At 65.6% G+C, this 19,407-nt stretch carries 31 protein-coding genes and 1 pseudogene; 30 read left to right on the forward strand and 2 right to left on the reverse strand.

Going from position 1 to position 19,407, the window contains the following annotated elements; translation table 11 throughout:
* The 30 genes from ABB34_RS01195 to ABB34_RS01340 all read left to right on the forward strand — a co-directional run.
* Positions 1-387 (forward strand): EF-Tu C-terminal domain-related protein (locus ABB34_RS01195; protein WP_484600317.1); only part of this gene is annotated, 387 nt, incomplete at its 5' end.
* A gap of 446 nt (positions 388-833) precedes the next feature.
* Positions 834-1,145 carry a 30S ribosomal protein S10 gene (rpsJ, locus tag ABB34_RS01200; RefSeq protein WP_057639413.1) on the forward strand — a complete coding sequence of 104 codons (312 nt, stop codon included), beginning with the start codon at positions 834-836 and terminating at the stop codon, positions 1,143-1,145.
* An 11-nt stretch (positions 1,146-1,156) separates the two neighbouring features.
* On the forward strand, positions 1,157-1,807 hold the full coding sequence (gene rplC, locus ABB34_RS01205) for a 50S ribosomal protein L3 (RefSeq protein WP_057639414.1): 651 nt from the start codon (positions 1,157-1,159) through the stop codon (positions 1,805-1,807).
* 12 nt (positions 1,808-1,819) lie between these two features.
* Positions 1,820-2,425 carry a 50S ribosomal protein L4 gene (rplD, locus tag ABB34_RS01210; protein WP_057639468.1) on the forward strand — a complete coding sequence of 202 codons (606 nt, stop codon included), beginning with the start codon at positions 1,820-1,822 and terminating at the stop codon, positions 2,423-2,425.
* On the forward strand, positions 2,422-2,721 hold the full coding sequence (gene rplW / locus ABB34_RS01215) for a 50S ribosomal protein L23 (protein ID WP_054663307.1): 300 nt from the start codon (positions 2,422-2,424) through the stop codon (positions 2,719-2,721). Before rplD ends, rplW begins: the two co-directional genes overlap by 4 nt.
* Positions 2,722-2,731: 10 nt before the next feature.
* Entirely contained in the window at positions 2,732-3,559 is an 828-nt protein-coding gene (rplB, locus tag ABB34_RS01220) for a 50S ribosomal protein L2 (RefSeq protein WP_057639415.1), read from the forward strand.
* Positions 3,560-3,565: 6 nt separating this feature from the next.
* Positions 3,566-3,835 (forward strand): 30S ribosomal protein S19, encoded by a 270-nt coding sequence (gene rpsS, locus ABB34_RS01225; RefSeq protein ID WP_057639416.1) that lies wholly within the window; start codon positions 3,566-3,568, stop codon positions 3,833-3,835.
* Positions 3,836-3,847: 12 nt separating this feature from the next.
* Positions 3,848-4,183: a 50S ribosomal protein L22 gene (gene rplV / locus ABB34_RS01230; protein WP_057639469.1), complete on the forward strand. Its 336-nt coding sequence runs from the start codon at positions 3,848-3,850 to the stop codon at positions 4,181-4,183.
* A gap of 2 nt (positions 4,184-4,185) precedes the next feature.
* Positions 4,186-4,920: a 30S ribosomal protein S3 gene (gene rpsC, locus ABB34_RS01235; protein WP_057639417.1), complete on the forward strand. Its 735-nt coding sequence runs from the start codon at positions 4,186-4,188 to the stop codon at positions 4,918-4,920.
* Between the two features lie 5 nt (positions 4,921-4,925).
* Positions 4,926-5,339, forward strand: a complete 414-nt coding sequence (gene rplP / locus ABB34_RS01240) for a 50S ribosomal protein L16 (RefSeq protein WP_057639418.1) — start codon at positions 4,926-4,928, stop codon at positions 5,337-5,339.
* Complete coding sequence (rpmC, locus tag ABB34_RS01245; protein WP_057639419.1) at positions 5,339-5,524, forward strand: 50S ribosomal protein L29; 186 nt, start codon at positions 5,339-5,341, stop codon at positions 5,522-5,524. The genes rplP and rpmC overlap by 1 nt, the downstream gene beginning before the upstream one ends.
* An 11-nt stretch (positions 5,525-5,535) precedes the next feature.
* Positions 5,536-5,802: a 30S ribosomal protein S17 gene (rpsQ, locus tag ABB34_RS01250; protein ID WP_057639420.1), complete on the forward strand. Its 267-nt coding sequence runs from the start codon at positions 5,536-5,538 to the stop codon at positions 5,800-5,802.
* 13 nt (positions 5,803-5,815) lie between these two features.
* The gene (gene rplN, locus ABB34_RS01255; protein WP_019186153.1) at positions 5,816-6,184 is read left to right on the forward strand and encodes a 50S ribosomal protein L14; all 369 of its coding nucleotides are present in this window, start codon (positions 5,816-5,818) and stop codon (positions 6,182-6,184) included.
* Between the two features lie 17 nt (positions 6,185-6,201).
* Entirely contained in the window at positions 6,202-6,519 is a 318-nt protein-coding gene (gene rplX, locus ABB34_RS01260; protein ID WP_054663326.1) for a 50S ribosomal protein L24, read from the forward strand.
* A gap of 11 nt (positions 6,520-6,530) precedes the next feature.
* The gene (gene rplE / locus ABB34_RS01265) at positions 6,531-7,073 is read left to right on the forward strand and encodes a 50S ribosomal protein L5 (RefSeq protein WP_057639421.1); all 543 of its coding nucleotides are present in this window, start codon (positions 6,531-6,533) and stop codon (positions 7,071-7,073) included.
* Between the two features lie 18 nt (positions 7,074-7,091).
* On the forward strand, positions 7,092-7,397 hold the full coding sequence (gene rpsN, locus ABB34_RS01270; RefSeq protein WP_057639422.1) for a 30S ribosomal protein S14: 306 nt from the start codon (positions 7,092-7,094) through the stop codon (positions 7,395-7,397).
* A 217-nt stretch (positions 7,398-7,614) separates the two neighbouring features.
* Positions 7,615-8,013: a 30S ribosomal protein S8 gene (rpsH, locus tag ABB34_RS01275; protein WP_057639423.1), complete on the forward strand. Its 399-nt coding sequence runs from the start codon at positions 7,615-7,617 to the stop codon at positions 8,011-8,013.
* Positions 8,014-8,030: 17 nt separating this feature from the next.
* A complete protein-coding gene (gene rplF, locus ABB34_RS01280) occupies positions 8,031-8,558 on the forward strand; it encodes a 50S ribosomal protein L6 (protein ID WP_057639424.1) in 528 nt (175 codons plus the stop codon).
* Between the two features lie 33 nt (positions 8,559-8,591).
* On the forward strand, positions 8,592-8,945 hold the full coding sequence (gene rplR, locus ABB34_RS01285; RefSeq protein ID WP_057639425.1) for a 50S ribosomal protein L18: 354 nt from the start codon (positions 8,592-8,594) through the stop codon (positions 8,943-8,945).
* A gap of 157 nt (positions 8,946-9,102) precedes the next feature.
* Positions 9,103-9,645 (forward strand): 30S ribosomal protein S5, encoded by a 543-nt coding sequence (gene rpsE, locus ABB34_RS01290; RefSeq protein WP_057639426.1) that lies wholly within the window; start codon positions 9,103-9,105, stop codon positions 9,643-9,645.
* Positions 9,638-9,829, forward strand: a complete 192-nt coding sequence (gene rpmD, locus ABB34_RS01295; protein WP_057639427.1) for a 50S ribosomal protein L30 — start codon at positions 9,638-9,640, stop codon at positions 9,827-9,829. The genes rpsE and rpmD overlap by 8 nt, the downstream gene beginning before the upstream one ends.
* Positions 9,830-9,835: 6 nt before the next feature.
* Positions 9,836-10,279 (forward strand): 50S ribosomal protein L15, encoded by a 444-nt coding sequence (gene rplO / locus ABB34_RS01300; protein WP_057639428.1) that lies wholly within the window; start codon positions 9,836-9,838, stop codon positions 10,277-10,279.
* Positions 10,280-10,286: 7 nt separating this feature from the next.
* Complete coding sequence (gene secY, locus ABB34_RS01305) at positions 10,287-11,642, forward strand: preprotein translocase subunit SecY (protein ID WP_057639429.1); 1,356 nt, start codon at positions 10,287-10,289, stop codon at positions 11,640-11,642.
* Positions 11,643-11,994: 352 nt separating this feature from the next.
* The gene (gene rpsM, locus ABB34_RS01310) at positions 11,995-12,351 is read left to right on the forward strand and encodes a 30S ribosomal protein S13 (RefSeq protein WP_057639430.1); all 357 of its coding nucleotides are present in this window, start codon (positions 11,995-11,997) and stop codon (positions 12,349-12,351) included.
* Between the two features lie 13 nt (positions 12,352-12,364).
* Positions 12,365-12,757: a 30S ribosomal protein S11 gene (rpsK, locus tag ABB34_RS01315; protein WP_057639431.1), complete on the forward strand. Its 393-nt coding sequence runs from the start codon at positions 12,365-12,367 to the stop codon at positions 12,755-12,757.
* Between the two features lie 14 nt (positions 12,758-12,771).
* The gene (rpsD, locus tag ABB34_RS01320; protein WP_057639432.1) at positions 12,772-13,401 is read left to right on the forward strand and encodes a 30S ribosomal protein S4; all 630 of its coding nucleotides are present in this window, start codon (positions 12,772-12,774) and stop codon (positions 13,399-13,401) included.
* A gap of 55 nt (positions 13,402-13,456) precedes the next feature.
* Positions 13,457-14,455: a DNA-directed RNA polymerase subunit alpha gene (locus tag ABB34_RS01325; RefSeq protein WP_057639433.1), complete on the forward strand. Its 999-nt coding sequence runs from the start codon at positions 13,457-13,459 to the stop codon at positions 14,453-14,455.
* 214 nt (positions 14,456-14,669) lie between these two features.
* Positions 14,670-15,056 carry a 50S ribosomal protein L17 gene (gene rplQ / locus ABB34_RS01330; protein ID WP_055767523.1) on the forward strand — a complete coding sequence of 129 codons (387 nt, stop codon included), beginning with the start codon at positions 14,670-14,672 and terminating at the stop codon, positions 15,054-15,056.
* Positions 15,057-15,203: 147 nt separating this feature from the next.
* On the forward strand, positions 15,204-15,719 hold the full coding sequence (locus ABB34_RS01335; protein WP_057639434.1) for a disulfide bond formation protein B: 516 nt from the start codon (positions 15,204-15,206) through the stop codon (positions 15,717-15,719).
* 33 nt (positions 15,720-15,752) lie between these two features.
* Positions 15,753-17,117, forward strand: a complete 1,365-nt coding sequence (locus tag ABB34_RS01340; RefSeq protein WP_057639435.1) for a class II 3-deoxy-7-phosphoheptulonate synthase — start codon at positions 15,753-15,755, stop codon at positions 17,115-17,117.
* 178 nt (positions 17,118-17,295) lie between these two features.
* Here ABB34_RS01340 and ABB34_RS01345 read toward each other — a convergent pair.
* Both ABB34_RS01345 and ABB34_RS01350 read right to left on the reverse strand, forming a co-directional pair.
* Positions 17,296-18,846, reverse strand: a pseudogene (locus tag ABB34_RS01345) (amidase); the annotation flags it as partial.
* A 73-nt stretch (positions 18,847-18,919) separates the two neighbouring features.
* Complete coding sequence (locus ABB34_RS01350; protein WP_057639436.1) at positions 18,920-19,402, reverse strand: DUF2127 domain-containing protein; 483 nt, start codon at positions 19,400-19,402, stop codon at positions 18,920-18,922.
* Positions 19,403-19,407 lie beyond the last annotated feature (5 nt).

The following is a 19,407-nucleotide window of genomic DNA, read 5'->3' on the forward strand; positions in this document are numbered from 1 at the left end:
GACCAGGGCCAGGCGGGCGATAATGCCGGCCTGCTGCTGCGCGGCACCAAGCGTGACGAAGTGGAGCGCGGCCAGGTGCTGGCCAAGCCGGGTTCGATCACCCCGCACACCGAGTTCGATGCCGAGGTGTACGTGCTGTCGAAGGACGAGGGCGGCCGTCACACCCCGTTCTTCAAGGGCTACCGTCCGCAGTTCTACTTCCGCACCACCGACATCACCGGTGCGGTGCAGCTGCCGGAAGGCGTGGAGATGGTGATGCCGGGCGACAACGTGAAGATGGCGGTCACCCTGATCAACCCGGTGGCGATGGACGAAGGCCTGCGTTTCGCGATCCGCGAAGGCGGCCGTACCGTCGGCGCCGGCGTCGTCTCCAAGATCACCAAGTAAGCAGCCGCGCCAACCCCTGTCTGCAGGGGCGAAGTGCAGGGAAGGGCGGTCCTCGGGCCGCCCTTCCGCTTGCCGGGACTCCCGCGGGATGGCCGGCAGCTGAAGCGTCCGCTTTTGTCGAGGGGCAGGGCTTGCAATGGCCCGGAAATCCTGACAGAATGCGCGACCACTGTGGAATGCGTGCATCGCACCCGTTCCGCAACCAGCGAAATGAGGGGCAGGAAGCGCCTCGTATTCGCCAGACTAAGGACAGGTCGCGTGGATCCTCCGGTGGTTGACGGAGGGGTTTCTGCGCGTTTGTTTGTGTCTGGGGCGGGCCGGGAAACCGGGCCGCCTTAGTGTTTTGAAGGGATTCGCGCGGCAAGGGCATGCCTGCTGCCGCATTCATGGGGTCCGGTACACAAGAGGCCGGGCCCGTCGCTCTTTAGACCTACAGGAACACCGTCATGGCGGACCAAAAGATCCGGATTCGGCTGAAGGCTTTCGATCATCGTCTGATCGACCGCTCGGCCAGCGAGATCGTCGAGACGGCAAAGCGGACCGGCGCACAAGTGTGCGGCCCGATCCCGCTGCCGACCAAGATCGAGCGCTACACCATTCTCGTCTCCCCGCACGTCGACAAGGACGCGCGCGACCAGTACGAGACCCGCACGCACAAGCGCGTGCTCGACATCATTGATCCCAACGACAAGACCGTGGACGCGCTGATGAAGCTCGAACTGGCCGCTGGCGTTGACGTGCAGATCAAGTTGACCTGAGGACTACGACCATGACGAAGAAATATTCGTTGGGCTTCGTGGGCCGCAAGGCCGGCATGAGCCGCGTTTTCACCGAGGACGGCCAGTCCATCCCTGTGACCCTGATCGAAGCCACCCCGAACCGCATCGCGCAGGTCAAGACCGTCGAAACCGACGGCTACAGCGCCGTGCAGGTGACCGTCGGCGCCCGCCGCGCCGCCCTGGTGAACAAGCCGGAAGCCGGCCATTTCGCCAAGGCCAAGGTCGAGGCCGGTCGTGGCCTGTGGGAATTCCGTGTCGAGGACACCAAGGTCGGCGATTTCGCCGTCGGTGGTGAAATCAAGGCGGACATCTTCGAGGTCGGCCAGAAGGTCGACGTCCAGGGCGTCACCAAGGGCAAGGGCTTCCAGGGCACCATCAAGCGCCACAACTTCCGCATGGGCGACGCCACCCACGGTAACTCGCTGTCGCATCGCGCGCCGGGTTCGCTGGGCCAGCGCCAGACCCCGGGTCGCGTTTTCCCGGGCAAGAAGATGTCCGGCCACATGGGTTCGGTGCAGCAGAGCACGCAGAACCTGGAAGTGGTCAAGGTGGACGTCGAGCGTGGTCTGATCGCCATTCGCGGCGCCGTTCCCGGTGCTGCCGGCGGTGACGTGATCGTGCGTCCGGCGAGCAAGGCATAAGGAGAGATGACGATGGAACTCGTTATCACGGGTAGCAACAACAAGGTGTCGGTCTCCGAAGCCGTGTTCGGTCGCGAATTCAGCGAGGATCTGGTCCACCAGGTCGTCGTCGCCTACCGCAACGCCGCTCGCGCCGGTACCAAGGCACAGAAGACGCGTTCGGAAGTCGCCGGCACCACCAAGAAGTCGAAGAAGCAGAAGGGTGGTGGCGCTCGCCACGGTGCCCTGACCGCTCCGATCTTCGTCGGCGGTGGCGTGACCTTCGCGGCCAAGCCGCGCAGCTTCGAGCAGAAGGTCAACCGCAAGCAGTACCGTGCGGCCATCTGCGCGATCCTGTCCGAGCTGAACCGCCAGGGCCGCATCAAGGTCGTCGAGTCGTTCGACGTCGAGGCGGTCAAGACCAAGGCGCTGATCGAGAAGCTGGCCGGTCTGGAAGTGGGCAAGCGCCCGCTGATCGTGACCGAGGACGCCTCCGAGTCGTTGTACCTGTCGGCCCGCAACCTGCCCTACGTGCAGGTGCGTGACGTGCAGGGCATGGACCCGGTCGCCCTGGTCGGTGCCGACACGGTCGTCATCACCGCTGACGCGGTCAAGAAGGTCGAGGAGTGGCTGGCATGAGCAGCAACGAAAAAATCTTCAGCGTGCTGCGCGCTCCGCGAGTCTCCGAGAAGACCGCGCGCCTGCAGGAACTCTCCAACCAGTACGTCTTCGAAGTCTCGAACGAAGCCACCAAGGCCGATGTGAAGGCCGCGGTCGAGCAGCTGTTCGACGTCAAGGTCGAGGCCGTCAACGTGGTCAACGTCAAGGGCAAGAGCAAGTCCTTCCGTAACCGCGCTGGCCGTCGCGGCGATTGGCGCAAGGCGTACGTGCGTCTGGCCGATGGCCAGTCCATCGATGTAACGGCCAAGGCCTGAGGTACATCCCATGCCATTGATGAAATTCAAGCCCACCTCCGCAGGCCGTCGTTCGGCCGTGCGCGTGGTCACGCCCGATCTGCACAAGGGCGCACCGCACGCAGCGTTGCTGGAGCCGCAGAGCAAGTCCGGTGGTCGCAACCACCACGGTCGCATCACCACCCGTCACGTTGGTGGTGGCCACAAGCAGCACTACCGCATCATCGACTTCAAGCGCAACAAGGAAGGCATTCCGGCGCGCGTGGAACGCATCGAATACGATCCGAACCGCACCGCCCACATCGCCCTGCTGTGCTACGTCGACGGCGAGCGCCGCTACATCATCGCCCCCAAGGGCCTGAAGGCCGGTGACCAGGTCATCTCGGGCGCGCATGCCCCGATCAAGACCGGCAACACCCTGCCGCTGCGCAACATCCCGGTCGGCACCACCATCCACGGCATCGAGCTGAAGCCGGGCAAGGGCGCCCAGATCGCCCGCGCCGCCGGTGCTTCGGTGCAGCTGGTGGCCCGCGAAGGCATCTACGCCACCCTGCGCCTGCGCTCGGGTGAAATGCGCAAGGTGCCGGTCGAGTGCCGCGCCACCGTCGGTGAAGTCGGCAACGACGAGCACAACCTGGAGAAGCTGGGCAAGGCCGGCGCCAAGCGTTGGCGCGGTGTCCGCCCGACCGTTCGCGGTGCCGCCATGAACCCGGTGGATCACCCGCACGGCGGTGGTGAGGCCAAGGCCGGCCAGGGCAACCCGCATCCGGTCACCCCGTGGGGCGTGCCGACCAAGGGTTACAAGACGCGCCATAACAAGCGCACTCAGCAGTTCATCGTCCGCGATCGTAGGGGCTAATCGACCATGGCACGTTCACTCAAGAAGGGCCCGTTCGTCGATCACCACCTCGTCAAGAAGGTGGAGGCCGCCGCGGGCAGCAAAAGGCCGATCAAGACCTGGTCGCGCCGTTCGATGATCCTGCCTGAAATGGTTGGATTCACCATTGCCGTGCACAACGGCAAGAACCACATCCCGGTTCTCGTCAACGAGAACATGGTTGGCCACAAGCTCGGCGAATTCGCCATCACCCGGACCTTCAAGGGTCACGGTGCTGACAAGAAGTCGGGCAAGTAAGGAGAGATGACGATGGAAGCGAAAGCAATCCTGCGCACCGCGCGCATCTCCCCGCAGAAGGCCCGTCTGGTCGCCGACCAGGTGCGCGGCCTTCCGGCTGAGCGTGCGGTCAACCTGCTGAAGTTCTCGGACAAGAAGGCCGCCGCCCTGATCAAGAAGGTGGTGGAGTCGGCGATCGCCAATGCCGAGAACAACCAGGGCGCCGACGTCGACGAGCTGAAGGTCAAGACCATCATGGTCGACGAAGGTCCGACGCTGAAGCGCTTCATGGCCCGCGCCAAGGGCCGCGGCACGCGCATTCTCAAGCGCACCAGCCACATCACCGTGGTCGTGGGCGAGGGCAAATAACGATGGGTCACAAAGTACATCCGATTGGTATCCGCCTCGGTGTTTCCAAGGACTGGAACTCCAAGTGGTACGCCAACAAGAGCGAGTTCGCCGGCTACCTGGCGGCCGACCTCAAGGTCCGCGAGATGCTTCGCAAGAAGCTGGCTCAGGCGGGTATCTCCAAGATCCTGATCGAGCGTCCGGCCAAGACCGCGCGCGTGACGATCCACACCGCCCGCCCGGGCGTGGTGATCGGCAAGCGTGGTGAGGACATCGAGAAGCTGCGCAAGGAAGTGAGCGAGATGATGGGCGTCCCGGCGCACATCAACGTCACCGAAGTGCGCAAGCCGGAGCTGGACGCGCAGCTGGTCGCCGAGTCGATCGCGCAGCAGCTGGAGCGCCGCATCATGTTCCGCCGCGCGATGAAGCGCTCGGTCGGCAACGCGATGCGCCTGGGTGCCCTGGGCATCAAGGTCAACGTCGCAGGCCGCTTGAACGGTGCTGAAATCGCCCGTTCCGAGTGGTACCGCGAAGGCCGCGTGCCGCTGCACACCCTGCGTGCGGACATCGACTACGGTTTCGCTGAGGCCAGCACCACCTACGGCATCATCGGCATCAAGGTCTGGATCTACAAGGGCGAGATCTTCGATTTCTCCCAGGTTGGCCAGGAAAAGCAGGACGACAGCCCGCGCAACGATCGCAGTGATCGTGGCGACCGCGGTGACCGTCCGTCGCGCCCGGCTCGTGAAGCGAGGTAACGGCAATGTTGCAACCCAAGCGAACCAAGTACCGCAAGATGTTCAAGGGCCGCAACGACGGCCTGAGCTGGAATGCCAATGCCGTCAGCTTCGGTGAGTACGGCCTGAAGGCGACCGCCCACGGCCAGCTGACCGCGCGCCAGATCGAGGCGGCCCGCCGTTCGATCAGCCGCTACGTCAAGCGCGGCGGCAAGATGTGGATCCGCGTGTTCCCCGACAAGCCCATCACCAAGAAGCCCATCGAAGTGCGTATGGGTGCCGGTAAGGGCGGCGTGGAATACTGGGTCGCGCAGATCCAGCCCGGCCGCATGATCTATGAAATCGAGGGTGTCCCCGAGGAAGTGGCGCGCGAGGCGTTCCGCTTGGCGTCGGCCAAGCTCTCGGTCACCACCACTTTCGTGACCCGGACGGTGCGCTGATGGACATCAAACAACTCCGCGAAAAGTCGGCTGACGAACTCAAGGCCCACCTGGGCGACCTGCGCAAGGAGCAGTTCTCGCTCCGCATGCAGGCCGCCACCGGGCAGCTGCCGAAGACCCATGAAACCCGCCGGGTGCGCCGCGAGATCGCTCGCGTCAAGTACCTGATCGGCAGCACGAAGTAAGGATGGCTGCGATGAGCGAAAACAACGAAAAGACGCTGCGTACGGTCGTTGGCCGTGTCGTCAGCAACAAGATGGACAAGACGGTCACCGTGTTGGTGGAGCGCCAGGTCAAGCACGCCCTGTACGGCAAGTACATCAAGCGCTCGACCAAGCTGCACGCGCACGACGCCGACAACGCCTGCAACGAAGGCGACGTCGTGCGCGTGACCGAGATTGCTCCGATGTCCAAGACCAAGAACTGGCGGGTGGTGGAAGTCGTCACCCGTGCGGCCGAATAAGGAGATCTGAATCATGATCCAGATGCAGAGCTACCTTGACGCCGCGGACAACTCCGGTGCCAAGGAACTGATGTGCATCAAGGTGCTGGGTGGTTCCAAGCGCCGTTACGCGCACATCGGTGACATCATCAAGGTCACCGTGAAGGACGCGATCCCGCGCGGCAAGGTCAAGAAGGGTGAAGTGTATGACGCCGTCGTGGTGCGTACCCGCAAGGGTGTGCGTCGCGCCGACGGCTCGCTGATCCGTTTCGACGGCAACGCCGCGGTCCTGCTCAACAACAAGCAGGAGCCGATCGGCACCCGTATCTTCGGGCCGGTGACCCGTGAACTTCGTTCCGAGAAGTTCATGAAGATCGTCTCGCTCGCTCCCGAAGTGCTGTGAGCGACTAGGAGATAATCATGGCTAACCGTATCAAGAAGGGCGACCAGGTCGTCGTCAACACCGGCAAGGACAAGGGCAAGCAGGGCGAAGTCGTCCGCGTCGACGGCGACCGCGTGGTCGTCGCCAACGTGAACATCGTCAAGCGCCACACCAAGCCGAACCCGCAGGCGGGTGTCGCCGGCGGCGTGGTCGAGCGTGAAGCTTCGATCCATATCTCCAACGTCAATGTCCTCAACCCGGCTTCGGGCAAGGGCGAGCGCGTTGGCTTCAAGGTGCTGGAGGATGGACGCAAACTGCGTGTGTTCCGCTCCAGCGGTGAGGCGATTGACGCCTGAGGAATGAGCTGATGACTTCCCGTCTCGAAAAAATCTACAAGGAAGAAGTGGTGCCGGCGCTGATGAAGCAGTTCGGCTACACCAATCCGATGGAAGTGCCGAAGCTGGTCAAGGTCACCTTGAACATGGGCGTCGGCGAAGCCGCGACCAACAAGAAGGTGCTGGAGAACGCCGTCGCCGACATGGCCAAGATCACCGGCCAGAAGCCGGTGGTGACCAAGTCGCGCGTCTCGGTGGCTTCGTTCAAGATCCGCGATGGCTGGCCGATCGGTTGCAAGGTCACCCTGCGCCGCAACACCATGTTCGAGTTCCTGGACCGCCTGATCAACATCTCGCTGCCACGCGTGCGTGACTTCCGCGGCGTGTCGGGGCGTTCGTTCGACGGCCGCGGCAACTACAACATGGGTGTGAAGGAACAGATCATCTTCCCGGAAATCGACTTCGACGCCGTCGATGCGATCCGCGGCATGGATATCGCCATCACCACCACCGCCAAGACCGATGCGGAAGCGAAGGCGCTGCTGGCAGCGTTCAAGTTCCCGTTCCGTAACTGATCCGTCGAGGAAACCGAAATGGCAAAGACCTCCATGGTCAACCGCGACATCAAGCGGGCGAAGCTGGCCAAGAAGTACGCCGACAAGCGTACGGCTCTGAAGAAGATCGTGTCCTCGCAGGACGCGAGCTACGAGGAGAAGATCGAGGCCGCGACCAAGCTGTCCAAGCTGCCGCGCGATTCGTCGCCGAGCCGCCAGCGCAACCGCTGCGAACTGTCGGGCCGCCCGCGTGGCGTGTACCGCAAGTTCGGCCTGGGCCGCAACAAGCTGCGCGAAGCCACCATGCGTGGCGACGTGCCGGGCCTGCGCAAGGCCAGCTGGTAAGACCTTTCGCGGCGGGCCTTTCGGGCCTGCCGCGGAGCGCCGCCGGGGCAACCCGGCGGCAATTCAGGAAGTCCGACGCAAGTCGGACTTTTTGTCGTATACTCCCGCGTCTTGCCTGCCCGAAAGGGTGGGTGACGCTGGCAAAGGGCCCCGGCCCCTCCCGGGAAAACACGAGATTTTCGCGAAAGCGGATATCGGTGCACTCAAAGGTATTTACATGAGCATGACTGATCCCATCGCCGACCTGCTGGTCCGCATCAAGAATGCGGCCGCGGTTGGCAAGCCGACGGTGAAGGCGCCGTCCTCCAAGATCAAGGTTGCGATCGCCCAGGTCCTGAAGGACGAGGGCTACATCGCCGACCTGCGCGTGAACAAGCTGGAAAACAACAAGGCCGAGCTGGAAATCGTCCTGAAGTACTTCGAGGGCAAGCCGGTCATCGCGACCCTGAAGCGCTTCTCGCGTTCGGGCCTGCGCCAGTACCGCGGCAAGAGCGAGCTGCCGAAGGTCCTCAACGGCCTGGGCATCGCCATCATTTCCACCTCCAAGGGCATCATGACCGATGCGCAGGCGCGCCAGCAGGGCGTCGGCGGTGAAGTCCTGTGCTTCGTGGCCTAAGCGAGAAGGAGTAGACCATGTCCCGCGTAGCCAAGAAGCCGATCAACCTGCCCAAGGGCGTTGAACTGAACATCCAGCCGGAATCCGTCAGCGTGAAGGGCCCCAAGGGCACCCTGTCGCTGGCCAAGGCCGCCGGCGTTGAAATCACCCTCGACAACGGCGTCGCCACGCTGAACCCGAAGGACATCTCCTTCGATGCGTTGACCGGCACCGTCCGCGCGATCCTGGCCAACATGGTCAAGGGCGTGTCCGAAGGCTTCGAGAAGAAGCTGGAGCTGGTCGGCGTGGGTTACCGCGCCGCCATGCAGGGCAAGGACCTGAACCTGTCGCTGGGTTTCTCGCATCCCATCGTGTTCGTGGCGCCGGAAGGCATCACCCTGTCGACCCCGACGCAGACGGAAATCGTCGTGCAGGGCGCCGACAAGCAGGTGGTCGGCGAAGTCGCCGCCAAGATCCGCGGTTACCGTCCGCCGGAGCCCTACAAGGGCAAGGGTGTGAAGTACGCCGGTGAGAACATCATTCGCAAGGAAGCCAAGAAGGCCTAATTCCTAGGTCTTCAGCTTTCGAGGATAAAGAACATGAACAAGAACATCGCTCGCCTGCGCCGCGCCAAGTCGACCCGTTCGCACATCCGTACCCTGGGCGTGCCGCGCCTGTCGGTGCTGCGTACCGGCCAGCACCTGTACGCGCAGGTCTTCACCGCCGACGGCTCCAAGGTGCTGGCTTCGGCCAATACCGCCCAGGCCGACGTCAAGGAAGGCCTGAAGAACGGCAAGAACTGCGACGCCGCGACCAAGGTTGGCAAGATCATCGCTGAGCGCGCCAAGGCTGCCGGTATCGAGAAGGTCGCCTTCGACCGCTCGGGCTACCGCTACCACGGCCGCATCAAGGCGCTGGCCGACGCTGCCCGCGAAGGCGGCCTGCAGTTCTAAGCAACATGGGCAAGGAGCTTCGCGCTCCTTGCTGGCCTGCCGGCACGGGTAGTGCCGGGCGCCGGCGGTTCTTCTGCAACCGCCGGCGATCCAACGTTCCATTCCACAACCATAAGCGGCCCAGAGCCGTACATACCCAATCAATCAAGGAATCAACATGGCAGAAGAACGTCAGTCGCGGGGTCGCGATCGCGACCGCAACCGCGAAGAGAAAGTCGACGACGGCATGATCGAGAAGCTGGTCGCCGTCAACCGCGTCAGCAAGACCGTCAAGGGCGGCCGCCAGTTCACCTTCACCGCGCTGACCGTGGTCGGCGACGGCGAGGGCAAGGTCGGCTTCGGCTACGGCAAGGCGCGCGAAGTGCCGGTCGCCATCCAGAAGTCGATGGAGCAGGCGCGCAAGAACCTGGTCAACGTCGACCTGCACAATGGCACCTTGTGGCACACCGTCAAGGACGGCCACGGCGCGGCCCGCGTGTTCATGCAGCCGGCCTCGGAAGGTACCGGCGTGATCGCCGGCGGCGCCATGCGCGCCGTGCTGGAAGCGGTGGGCGTGAAGGACGTGCTGGCCAAGGCCACCGGTTCGCGCAACCCGATCAACCTGGTGCGCGCCACCGTCAAGGGTCTGGCAGGCATGCAGTCGCCGGCCCGCATCGCGGCCAAGCGCGGCAAGAAGGTGGAGGAACTCAACCATGGCTAATGAGTCCAACAAGACCGTCAAGGTGCGCCTGGTGCGCGGCCTGCGTGGAACCCAGTCGCGTCACCGCCTGTCGGTGCGTGCGCTGGGCCTGAACAAGCTCAACGATGTGCGTGAACTGAAGGACAGCCCGCAGGTGCGCGGCCTGATCAACCAGGTTCAGTACCTCGTCCAGGTTGAGGAGTAATCGACCATGACTCTGCGTCTCAATGAACTGAGCCCGGCACCGGGCGCCCGCACCGAGCGTACCCGCGTCGGTCGCGGCATCGGCTCGGGCCTGGGCAAGACCGCCGGCCGCGGCCACAAGGGTTCGTTCGCCCGCAAGGGCGGCGGCAAGATCAAGGCCGGCTTCGAAGGCGGCCAGACCCCGATGCAGCGCCGCCTGCCGAAGATCGGCTTCCATTCCAAGATGGCCAAGGACACCGCCGAAGTGCTGTCCTACCACCTGGATCGTCTGGAAGCCGGCGAGATCGACTTCGCCGCGCTGCGCGCCGCGAAGCTGGTCCCGTCCACCGCCAAGAAGGCCAAGATCGTCCTCAAGGGCGAGCTGACCAAGGCATTCACCCTGAAGGGTGTGGCGGCCACCGCCGGCGCCAAGGCCGCGATCGAAGCTGCCGGCGGCAGCGTGCAGGAGTAACTGGAACATGGCGCAAGCTGGCATCGGAAACCTCGCGGGCGGAATGGGCAAGTTCACGGAACTTCGCCAGCGTCTTCTGTTCGTCGTCGGGGCATTGCTCGTCTACCGCATCGGCTGCTACGTGCCGGTGCCGGGCGTCAATCCCGATGCCATGCTTTCGCTGATGAAGGCGCAGGGCGGCGGTATCGTGGACATGTTCAACATGTTCTCGGGCGGCGCCCTGCACCGTTTCAGCATCTTCGCGTTGAACGTGATGCCGTACATCTCGGCATCGATCGTGATGCAGCTGGCCGTGCACGTGTTCCCGGCATTGAAGGCGATGCAGAAGGAAGGCGAGTCCGGCCGCCGCAAGGTCACCCAGTATTCGCGCATCGGCGCGGTGCTGCTGGCCGTGGTGCAGGGCGGCAGCATCGCGCTGGCGCTGCAGAACCAGGTGTCGCCGGGCGGCGCCCCGGTCGTCTACGCGCCGGGCCTCGGCTTCGTGTTGACCGCCGTGGTCGCGCTGACCGCCGGTACCATGTTCCTGATGTGGCTGGGCGAGCAGGTCACCGAGCGCGGCATCGGCAACGGTGTTTCGCTGATCATCTTCGCCGGCATCGTCGCCGGCCTGCCGGCGGCGGTCATCCACACGCTGGAGGCCTACAGCAACGGCAACATGAGCTTCATCTCGCTGCTGATCATCCTGGTCGTGGTGCTGGGCTTCACCTGGTTCGTGGTGTTCGTCGAGAGCGGGCAACGCCGCATCACGGTGAACTACGCGCGCCGCCAGGGCGGCCGCAACGCCTACATGAATCAGGCTTCGTTCCTGCCGCTGAAGCTCAACATGTCCGGCGTGATCCCGGCGATCTTCGCCTCCAGCATCCTCGCCTTCCCGGCGACGCTGGCGCAGTGGTCGGGCCAGGCCACCTCGGCGACCTGGCTGCAGAAGGCGTCCAACGCGCTGGGCCCGGGCGAGCCGCTGCACATGATCGTGTTCGCCGCGCTGATCATCGGCTTCTCGTTCTTCTACACCGCGCTGGTGTTCAACTCGCAGGAAACCGCCGACAACCTGAAGAAGTCCGGTGCGCTGATCCCTGGCATCCGCCCGGGCAAGGCCACCGCCGACTACGTCGACGCCGTGCTGACCCGCCTGACCGCGGCCGGCGCGCTGTACGTGGTGATCGTCTGCCTGCTGCCCGAGATCATGCGCACCGAGCTCAACGCCTCGTTCTACTTCGGCGGTACCTCGCTGCTGATCGTGGTGGTGGTGGTGATGGATTTCATCGCCCAGGTCCAGTCGCACCTGATGTCGCACCAGTACGAGAGCCTGCTGAAGAAGGCGAACCTGAAGGGCGGCAACCGCGGCGGTTTTGCGCGGGGCTGATTCCCGGTTATACTTCTCCGCTTCATGGCGTGAAGCCCGCCGCACCGGTTCCCGGGGCGGGCTTCCAAAAACGGAAGGGCGGCCCCCGCAGCGGTCTCGGGTGGGGGTGCGATGTGGTAGTTCCGCGCGGGAGTAGCGCGGGCGGCGTGGGGGAAGAGTCCCTCGCCAGGCACATCCGGCGCCGGAGCATGGGCACACTCCCCATGCCGGGTCCATGGAACTTCGTGTTCCACGGACTTACAGATGAACCGAGGCCTTGCTAGAATCACCAGTCCACTTTTTTGATCCATCCTGCCGGAACGGCGCGCCACGCGGTGCGCATTCGGCCATCACTCAGCTGGAGAACCGCGTCATGGCGCGTATTGCAGGCGTCAACCTGCCAGCCCAGAAGCACGTCTGGGTCGGGTTGCAAAGCATTTACGGCATCGGCCGTACCCGTTCGAAGAAGGTCTGCGAAGACGCAGGCGTGGCTTCGACCACCAAGATCCGCGATCTGTCGGAGCCGGAAATCGACCGTCTGCGTGCCGAGATCGGCAAATACATCGTCGAAGGCGACCTGCGTCGCGAAGTCGGCATCGCCATCAAGCGCCTGATGGACCTGGGTTGCTACCGCGGCCTGCGCCACCGTCGCGGCCTGCCGCTGCGTGGCCAGCGCACCAAGACCAATGCACGTACCCGCAAGGGCCCGCGCAAGGCTCTGAAGAAGTAAGGGACCCTAGAAAATGGCCAAGCCCGCTGCTACCAAGACCAAGAAGAAGATCAAGCGCGTCATCACCGACGGCGTCGCCCACGTCCACGCTTCTTTCAACAACACCATCGTGACCATCACCGACCGCCAGGGCAATGCACTGTCCTGGGCGACCTCCGGTGGTGCCGGCTTCCGCGGTTCGCGCAAGTCCACCCCGTTCGCCGCGCAGGTCGCCGCCGAAAAGGCCGGCAAGGCCGCGCTGGACTACGGCGTGAAGTCGCTGGAAGTCCGCATCAAGGGCCCGGGTCCGGGCCGTGAGTCGGCCGTGCGTTCGCTGAACAACGTCGGCTACAAGATCACCAACATCATCGACGTGACGCCGATCCCGCACAACGGGTGCCGTCCGCCGAAGAAGCGTCGCGTCTAAAGGAGCGATAAGAAATGGCTCGTTATATCGGTCCTACCTGCAAGCTCGCCCGTCGCGAAGGCGCCGACCTGTCGCTGAAGTCCCCGGCCCGTGCGCTGGACTCCAAGTGCAAGCTGGAGCAGAAGCCCGGCCAGCATGGCGCCACCGCCCGCAAGGGCAAGCTGTCCGACTACGCCACCCAGCTGCGCGAGAAGCAGAAGGTCAAGCGCATCTACGGCCTGCTGGAGCGCCAGTTCCGCAACTACTACAAGAAGGCCTCGACCAAGAAGGGCAACACCGGCGAGAACCTGCTGCAGCTGCTGGAAACCCGCCTGGACAACGTCGTCTACCGCATGGGCTTCGCGGTGACCCGCCCGGCCGCGCGCCAGCTGGTCTCGCATCGTGGCGTCACGGTCAACGGCAAGTCGGTCAACCTGGCCTCGTACCAGGTCAAGGCCGGCGATGCGATCGCCCTGTCCGAAAAGGCCCAGAAGCAGCTGCGCGTGCAGGAAGCCCTGACCGTGGCCGAACAGCACGATCTCAGCCCGTCGTGGGTCGAAGTCGATTCGAAGAAGTTCAGCGGCATCTTCAAGGCCGTGCCGGATCGCGCCGACCTGCCGGCGGACATCAACGAAGCGCTGATCGTCGAGCTGTACTCGAAGTAATTCACATCGGAGAACTCCCGGCGACGGCCGGGAGTTCACTAGGAGAACCCGCCACATGACGGTTACCGCAAACCAGGTTCTGCGTCCTCGCGGCCCGCAGATCGAACGCCTTACCGACACCCGCGCCAAGGTCGTGATCGAACCCTTGGAGCGGGGTTACGGGCATACGCTGGGCAACGCCCTGCGTCGCGTGCTGCTGTCGTCCATCCCGGGCTTCGCCATCACCGAAGTCGAGATCGATGGCGTGCTGCACGAGTACACCACGCTGGAAGGCCTGCAGGAGGACGTGCTGGAAGTCCTGCTCAACCTGAAGGACGTGGCCATTCGCATGCATTCCGGCGAGAGCGCCACCGTGTCCCTGTCCAAGCAGGGCCCGGGCGTCGTCACCGCGGCCGACATCAAGGTCGACCACAACGTCGAAGTGGTCAATCCCGATCAGGTGATCTGCAACCTGACCAAGGATACGTCGATCAACATGCGCCTGAAGGTCGAGCGTGGCTTCGGCTACCAGCCGGCGGCCTCGCGCCGTCGCCCGGACGAAGAGTCGCGCGCCATCGGCCGCCTGGTGCTGGACGCCTCGTTCTCGCCGGTGCGCCGCGTCGCCTACGCGGTGGAAGCCGCGCGCGTCGAGCAGCGTACCGACCTGGACAAGCTGGTCATCGACATCGAGACCAATGGCACCATCGACGCCGAGGAAGCCGTGCGCACCGCCGCCGACATCCTCAGCGACCAGCTGTCGGTGTTCGGCGACTTCACCCATCGCGACCGCGGTGCGGCCAAGCCGGCCAACACCGGCGTCGATCCGGTGCTGCTGCGCCCGATCGACGACCTGGAGCTGACCGTGCGTTCGGCCAACTGCCTGAAGGCCGAGAGCATCTACTACATCGGCGATCTGATCCAGAAGACCGAAGTGGAGCTGCTCAAGACCCCGAACCTGGGCAAGAAGTCGCTCACCGAGATCAAGGAAGTGCTGGCCCAGCGTGGCCTGTCGCTTGGCATGAAGCTGGAGAACTGGCCGCCGGCCGGTGTTGCAGCCCACGGCATGCTCGGCTGACAGCCGCTTCCCCGCAGTACCGCGCAAGGCTCCACCGGCAACGGTGGAGCCTTCGCAACGAAGCCTTGAGGGCTTCGCCGCCACGACGAACCGCAGGTTCGCGGGCAGGTCGTTCAGGACGAGCGGCCAAGGACCAACCGCAGTCCGCAGACAACGCCGGGATGGCGACAGCGACGTACAACGACCCACCATTCACTGACCAAGGAACACACCCATGCGCCACCAGAAGTCGGGCCGCAAGTTCAACCGCACCAGCGCCCATCGCGAAGCGATGTTCAAGAACATGGCCGCCTCGCTGTTCAAGCACGAGCTGATCAAGACCACCCTGCCCAAGGCCAAGGAACTGCGCCGCGTCGCCGAGCCGCTGATCACCCTGGCCAAGGTTGACTCGGTCGCCAACCGCCGCCTGGCCTTCGCCCGCCTGCGCGACAAGGAAGCCGTCGGCAACCTGTTCACCATCCTCGGCCCGCGCTACGCCACCCGTCCGGGCGGCTACCTGCGCCTGCTGAAGTGCGGCTTCCGCGCCGGCGACAATGCGCCGATGGCCTACGTCGAGCTGGTCGATCGTCCGGCTGCCGTGGCCGAGGAAGTGGCCGAGTAATCGCGCCCTTCGTCCATCACGACGAATGCAACGAAAGCCCGGCCCTGGCCGGGCTTTTGCGTTCATGCATGTTTGCAATGAGCCGGGTCATGCGTGGCCTTGTTGGGGCCTGCTACTCTTGCGTACTTGTCGAACCGGAATGACGCGATGAATCCCTTGCGCTGGAGTTTCCGCGCGCAGTGCCTGCTGGGTTTCCTGGTGTGTGCGGGCCTGCTGGCGTTTGCGATCTGGATGCAGTTGAAGATGGGGCTGGAGCCGTGCCCGCTGTGCATCTTCCAGCGCATCGCCTTTGCCGCGCTGGGCGTGCTGTTTCTGCTCGGCGCGCTGCACGGGCCAGCCACGCGCGGCGGGCGCGCCGCCTATGGGCTGCTGGCTTTCATCGCCGCCGCGGTGGGCATGGGCATCGCCGGGCGCCACGTCTACGTGCAGTTGCTGCCGAAGGAACTGGGCAGCAGTTGCGGGCCGCCGCTGAGTTTCCTGAGCGAGACGATGGGGCCGTTCGAGGTGTTCCGCACCGTGCTGACCGGCACCGCCGACTGCGGCACCATCGACTGGACCTTCCTCGGCCTGAGCATGCCGATGTGGAGCCTGGTCTGGTTCGTGCTGCTCGGTGTCTTGGCGCTGTGCGCCGGCCTGCGCAAACGCAAGTCGCGCCTGTTCTGATCCCCCGTTTTTCGTACTGCAACGGTATCCCCCATGAATGCTTTCCCGTCCCTGTCTCCCACCGCCGCCGACTGGACGCCGGAGAGTTGGCGCGGCAAGCCGGCGTTGCAGATGCCGACCTACCCGGACCTACAGGCGCTGGAGGACGTGCTGGGGCAGTTGCGGCGGTTGCCGCCGCTGGTGACCTCGTGGGAGATCCTCGCGCTCAAGCGGCAGCTGGCCGAGGCGCAGGAGGGCGAGCGTTTCCTGCTGCAGGGCGGCGACTGCGCGGAGAACTTCGTCGATTGCGAGTCGGGCACGATCTCCAACCGGCTCAAGGTGCTGCTGCAGATGAGCCTGGTGCTGGTGCACGGGCTGCGCAAGCCGGTGATCCGCGTCGGCCGCTTCGCCGGCCAGTACGCCAAGCCGCGTTCGGCCGATACCGAGACCCGCGACGGGCAGACGCTGCCCAGCTACCGCGGCGACGTCATCAACGCGCCGGAATTCACCGCCGCCGCGCGCATGCCCGACCCGCAGCGGATGATCGTGGCGCACTCGCGTTCGGCGCTGACGATGAATTTCGTGCGTGCGCTGATCGACGGCGGCTTCGCCGACCTGCACCACCCCGAATACTGGAACCTGAGCTGGATGGGCTGCTCGCCGCTGGCCGCCGAGTACCAGAAGATGGTCGGCTCCATCGGCGATGCGGTGCGCTTCATGGAAACCCTGTCCGGCGCGCAGGTGCACAACCTCAACCGGGTCGATTTCTACACCTCGCACGAGGCCTTGCTGCTGCCCTACGAGCAGGCGCTGACCCGGCAGGTGCCGCGCCAGCCGGGCTGGTTCAACCTGAGCACGCATTACCCGTGGATCGGCATGCGCACCGCCGCGCTGGATGGCGCGCACGTGGAATATTTCCGCGGCATCCGCAACCCGGTCGCGATCAAGGTGGGGCCGTCGGTGCAGCCGGAGCAGTTGTTGCGCCTGATCGACGTATTGAACCCGGATGACGAGCCGGGCCGGTTGAGTTTCATCCACCGCATGGGCGCGGCGCAGATTGCCGACAAGCTGCCGCCGTTGCTGGATGCGGTCAAGCGCGATGGCCGTCGCGTGCTGTGGGTGTGCGACGCGATGCACGGCAATACCGAGAGCACCAGCAACGGCTACAAGACCCGCCGTTTCGACAACGTGCGCCGCGAAGTGGAGTTGTCGTTCGACCTGCACGCCGCCGCCGGCACCCGGCTGGGGGGCGTGCATCTGGAGTTGACCGGCGAGGACGTCACCGAATGCACCGGCGGCGCGCGCGAGTTGACCGAGCGCGATCTGGAGCGTGCCTATCGCTCCAGCGTCGACCCGCGGCTGAACTACGAGCAGTCGCTGGAAATCGCGATGGCGATCGTGCGCAAGCAGGGCGCATAGGCGCGCGTCCGGGATCGCGGGTATGGGGTTTGTGCCCCATGCATGGCTTTACCGGTGAGGCTCCATGCGGGGCAAGCCCCGCATCTACGGAAAGCCGATCATCCCCGCGTAGGTGCCGGGCTTGCCCGGCACGGGGCTTTCCATGCAATGCCCCAATATGGGGAGAGCCCGGCATCTACGGCTTGCCGCTGGCGAACGTCGGCGGCTTGCGCGCGCGGGTGAGCTGCTCGTAGGCGTAGCCTAGTTCCAGCAGGCGCGGTTCGCTCCACGCGGTGCCCATGAACAGCAGTCCCAGCGGCAGGCCGTCGGCATGGCCCATCGGCACGCTCAGGCTCGGGTAGCCGGCCACCGCGGCCGCGCCGTAGCTGCCGCCCGGGTAGTCGTCGCCCTCGCCGTGGGTGGTGCGCCAGGCCACGCCGGTAGTCGGCGCGATCAGCGCGTCCAGCTGGTCGGCGCGCAGCGCGGCGTCGATGCCTTCCGGGCCGGCCAGGCGCCGCGCGTTGTTGCGGGCGCTGATGTAGGCCGGGTCGTTCAGTTCGCCGGCGGCTTCGGCCTGTTCGAACAGTTCCTGGCCGAAGAACGGCATTTCCTGCGCGGCATGCTCGCGGTTGAAGGCGATCAGCCCGGCCAGCGTCGTCACCGGCGCCTGCCATTGCTGCAGGTGGCGCGGCAGGCCGGCCTTGAACTCGTGCAACAGCACGGTCAGTTCGTCCTGTTCCCATTGGCCTTCGGTCGGCAGCTCGGTCTCGACCACGATGGCGCCGGCCGCGCGCAGCGCCGCGACGGCCTGGGCAAGCACCGGCCCGATCTCGGGGCGTTCGGACAGCGGGCTGCGCAGCAGGCCGATGCGGGCGCCGCGCAGGGCATCGGTGCGCAGGCGTGCGCTGTAGTCGTAGACGGCGCGGCCGGGCATCGCCGCGGTGGCCGGGTCGGCTTCGTCGCGCCCGGCGATGGCGCCCAGCAGCAGCGCGGCATCGGCGACGCTGCGGGTCATCGGCCCGGCGGTGTCCTGGCTGAAGGAGATGGGGATGATGCCGTCGCGGCTGACCAGCCCGACGGTGGGCTTGAGCCCGACGATACCGTTGATCGCCGCCGGGCAGGTGATGCTGCCGTCGGTTTCGGTGCCGATGGCCACCACCGCGAAGTTGGCGGCCACCGCCACCGCGCTGCCCGCGCTGGAGCCGCAGGGGTTGCGCTCCAGTGCATACGGGTTGCGGGTCTGCCCGCCGACCGCGCTCCAGCCGGAGCTGGCCCTGGTCGAGCGGAAGTTGGCCCATTCGCTCAAGTTGGTCTTGCCCAGGATCACCGCGCCGGCCTGGCGCAGGCGCTGCACGAGGAAGGCGTCGCGGCCGGGGCGGAAGCCCTTCAACGCCAGCGAGCCGGCGGTGTTGTGCATGGGCGTGGCGGCGATGTTGTCCTTGAGCAGCACCGGCATGCCGTGCAGCGGCCCGCGCACATGGCCGGCGCGGCGTTCGGCGTCGCGCTGGGCGGCCTCGCGGCGCGCGGCGGGATTGAGCTCGGTCACCGCGCGCAGGGTGGGGCCGCTGCGGTCCAGCTCGGCGATGCGGCGCAGGTAGGCATCGGTGAGGGTGACGCTGTCCAGTTCGCCGGCGGCCATGCGCGCCTGCAGTCCGGCGATGTCGGCTTCCTGATAGGGGAAGGGCGCTTCGGCCGATTGCGTGGCAGGGCGCTGGCAGGCGCAGCACAGGGCCAGCGCCAGTAGCGGCAGCAGGGGGCGGGGACGTATCGGGAAGGGGCGCATCCGGGCAGGCTATTGCCCCGTGGCGCCCTTGGCAACGGCGTCAGGCGTTGCGTGGCGGGCGGCGCTTGCCGATATCGCGGGCCAGCACCCAGACCACCAGCACGTTGACCGCCAGCAGCAGCCACGAGGCCCAGCCGGGGTGCCTGGCGATGGCGTAGACGTCCAGCGGCAGGTACAGCGCGGCGGAGATGCAGCCCAGCCACGAGGCCCAGGCCTTGGCGCGCCACAGGCCCCAGGCTTCCACCGCGCGCAGCAGGCCGTAGGCGACCAGCGCGATGACGCCGACGTGCACGGTGTCCGGTGTGATCAGGTCCAGCAGGTTGGAGAACGAGCCGTGCTCCGGGTCCGCGCCGACGCGGCGGACCAGCGTGTTGACGATGTTGCGCAACGGCGCGGGCCCGGAGATCTCCAGGCCCGCGGCGGCGAGGAACGCCAACACCGCCTTGCCCGCTTCGAGCAGGGCGATGGCGGCCAGGCCCGGATGCGCGTGGCGATCCGGGTTGTAGGGCTGGCGTTGCTTCAAGACGA

This window comes from Stenotrophomonas daejeonensis (assembly GCF_001431505.1).
GTDB lineage: Bacteria > Pseudomonadota > Gammaproteobacteria > Xanthomonadales > Xanthomonadaceae > Stenotrophomonas > Stenotrophomonas daejeonensis.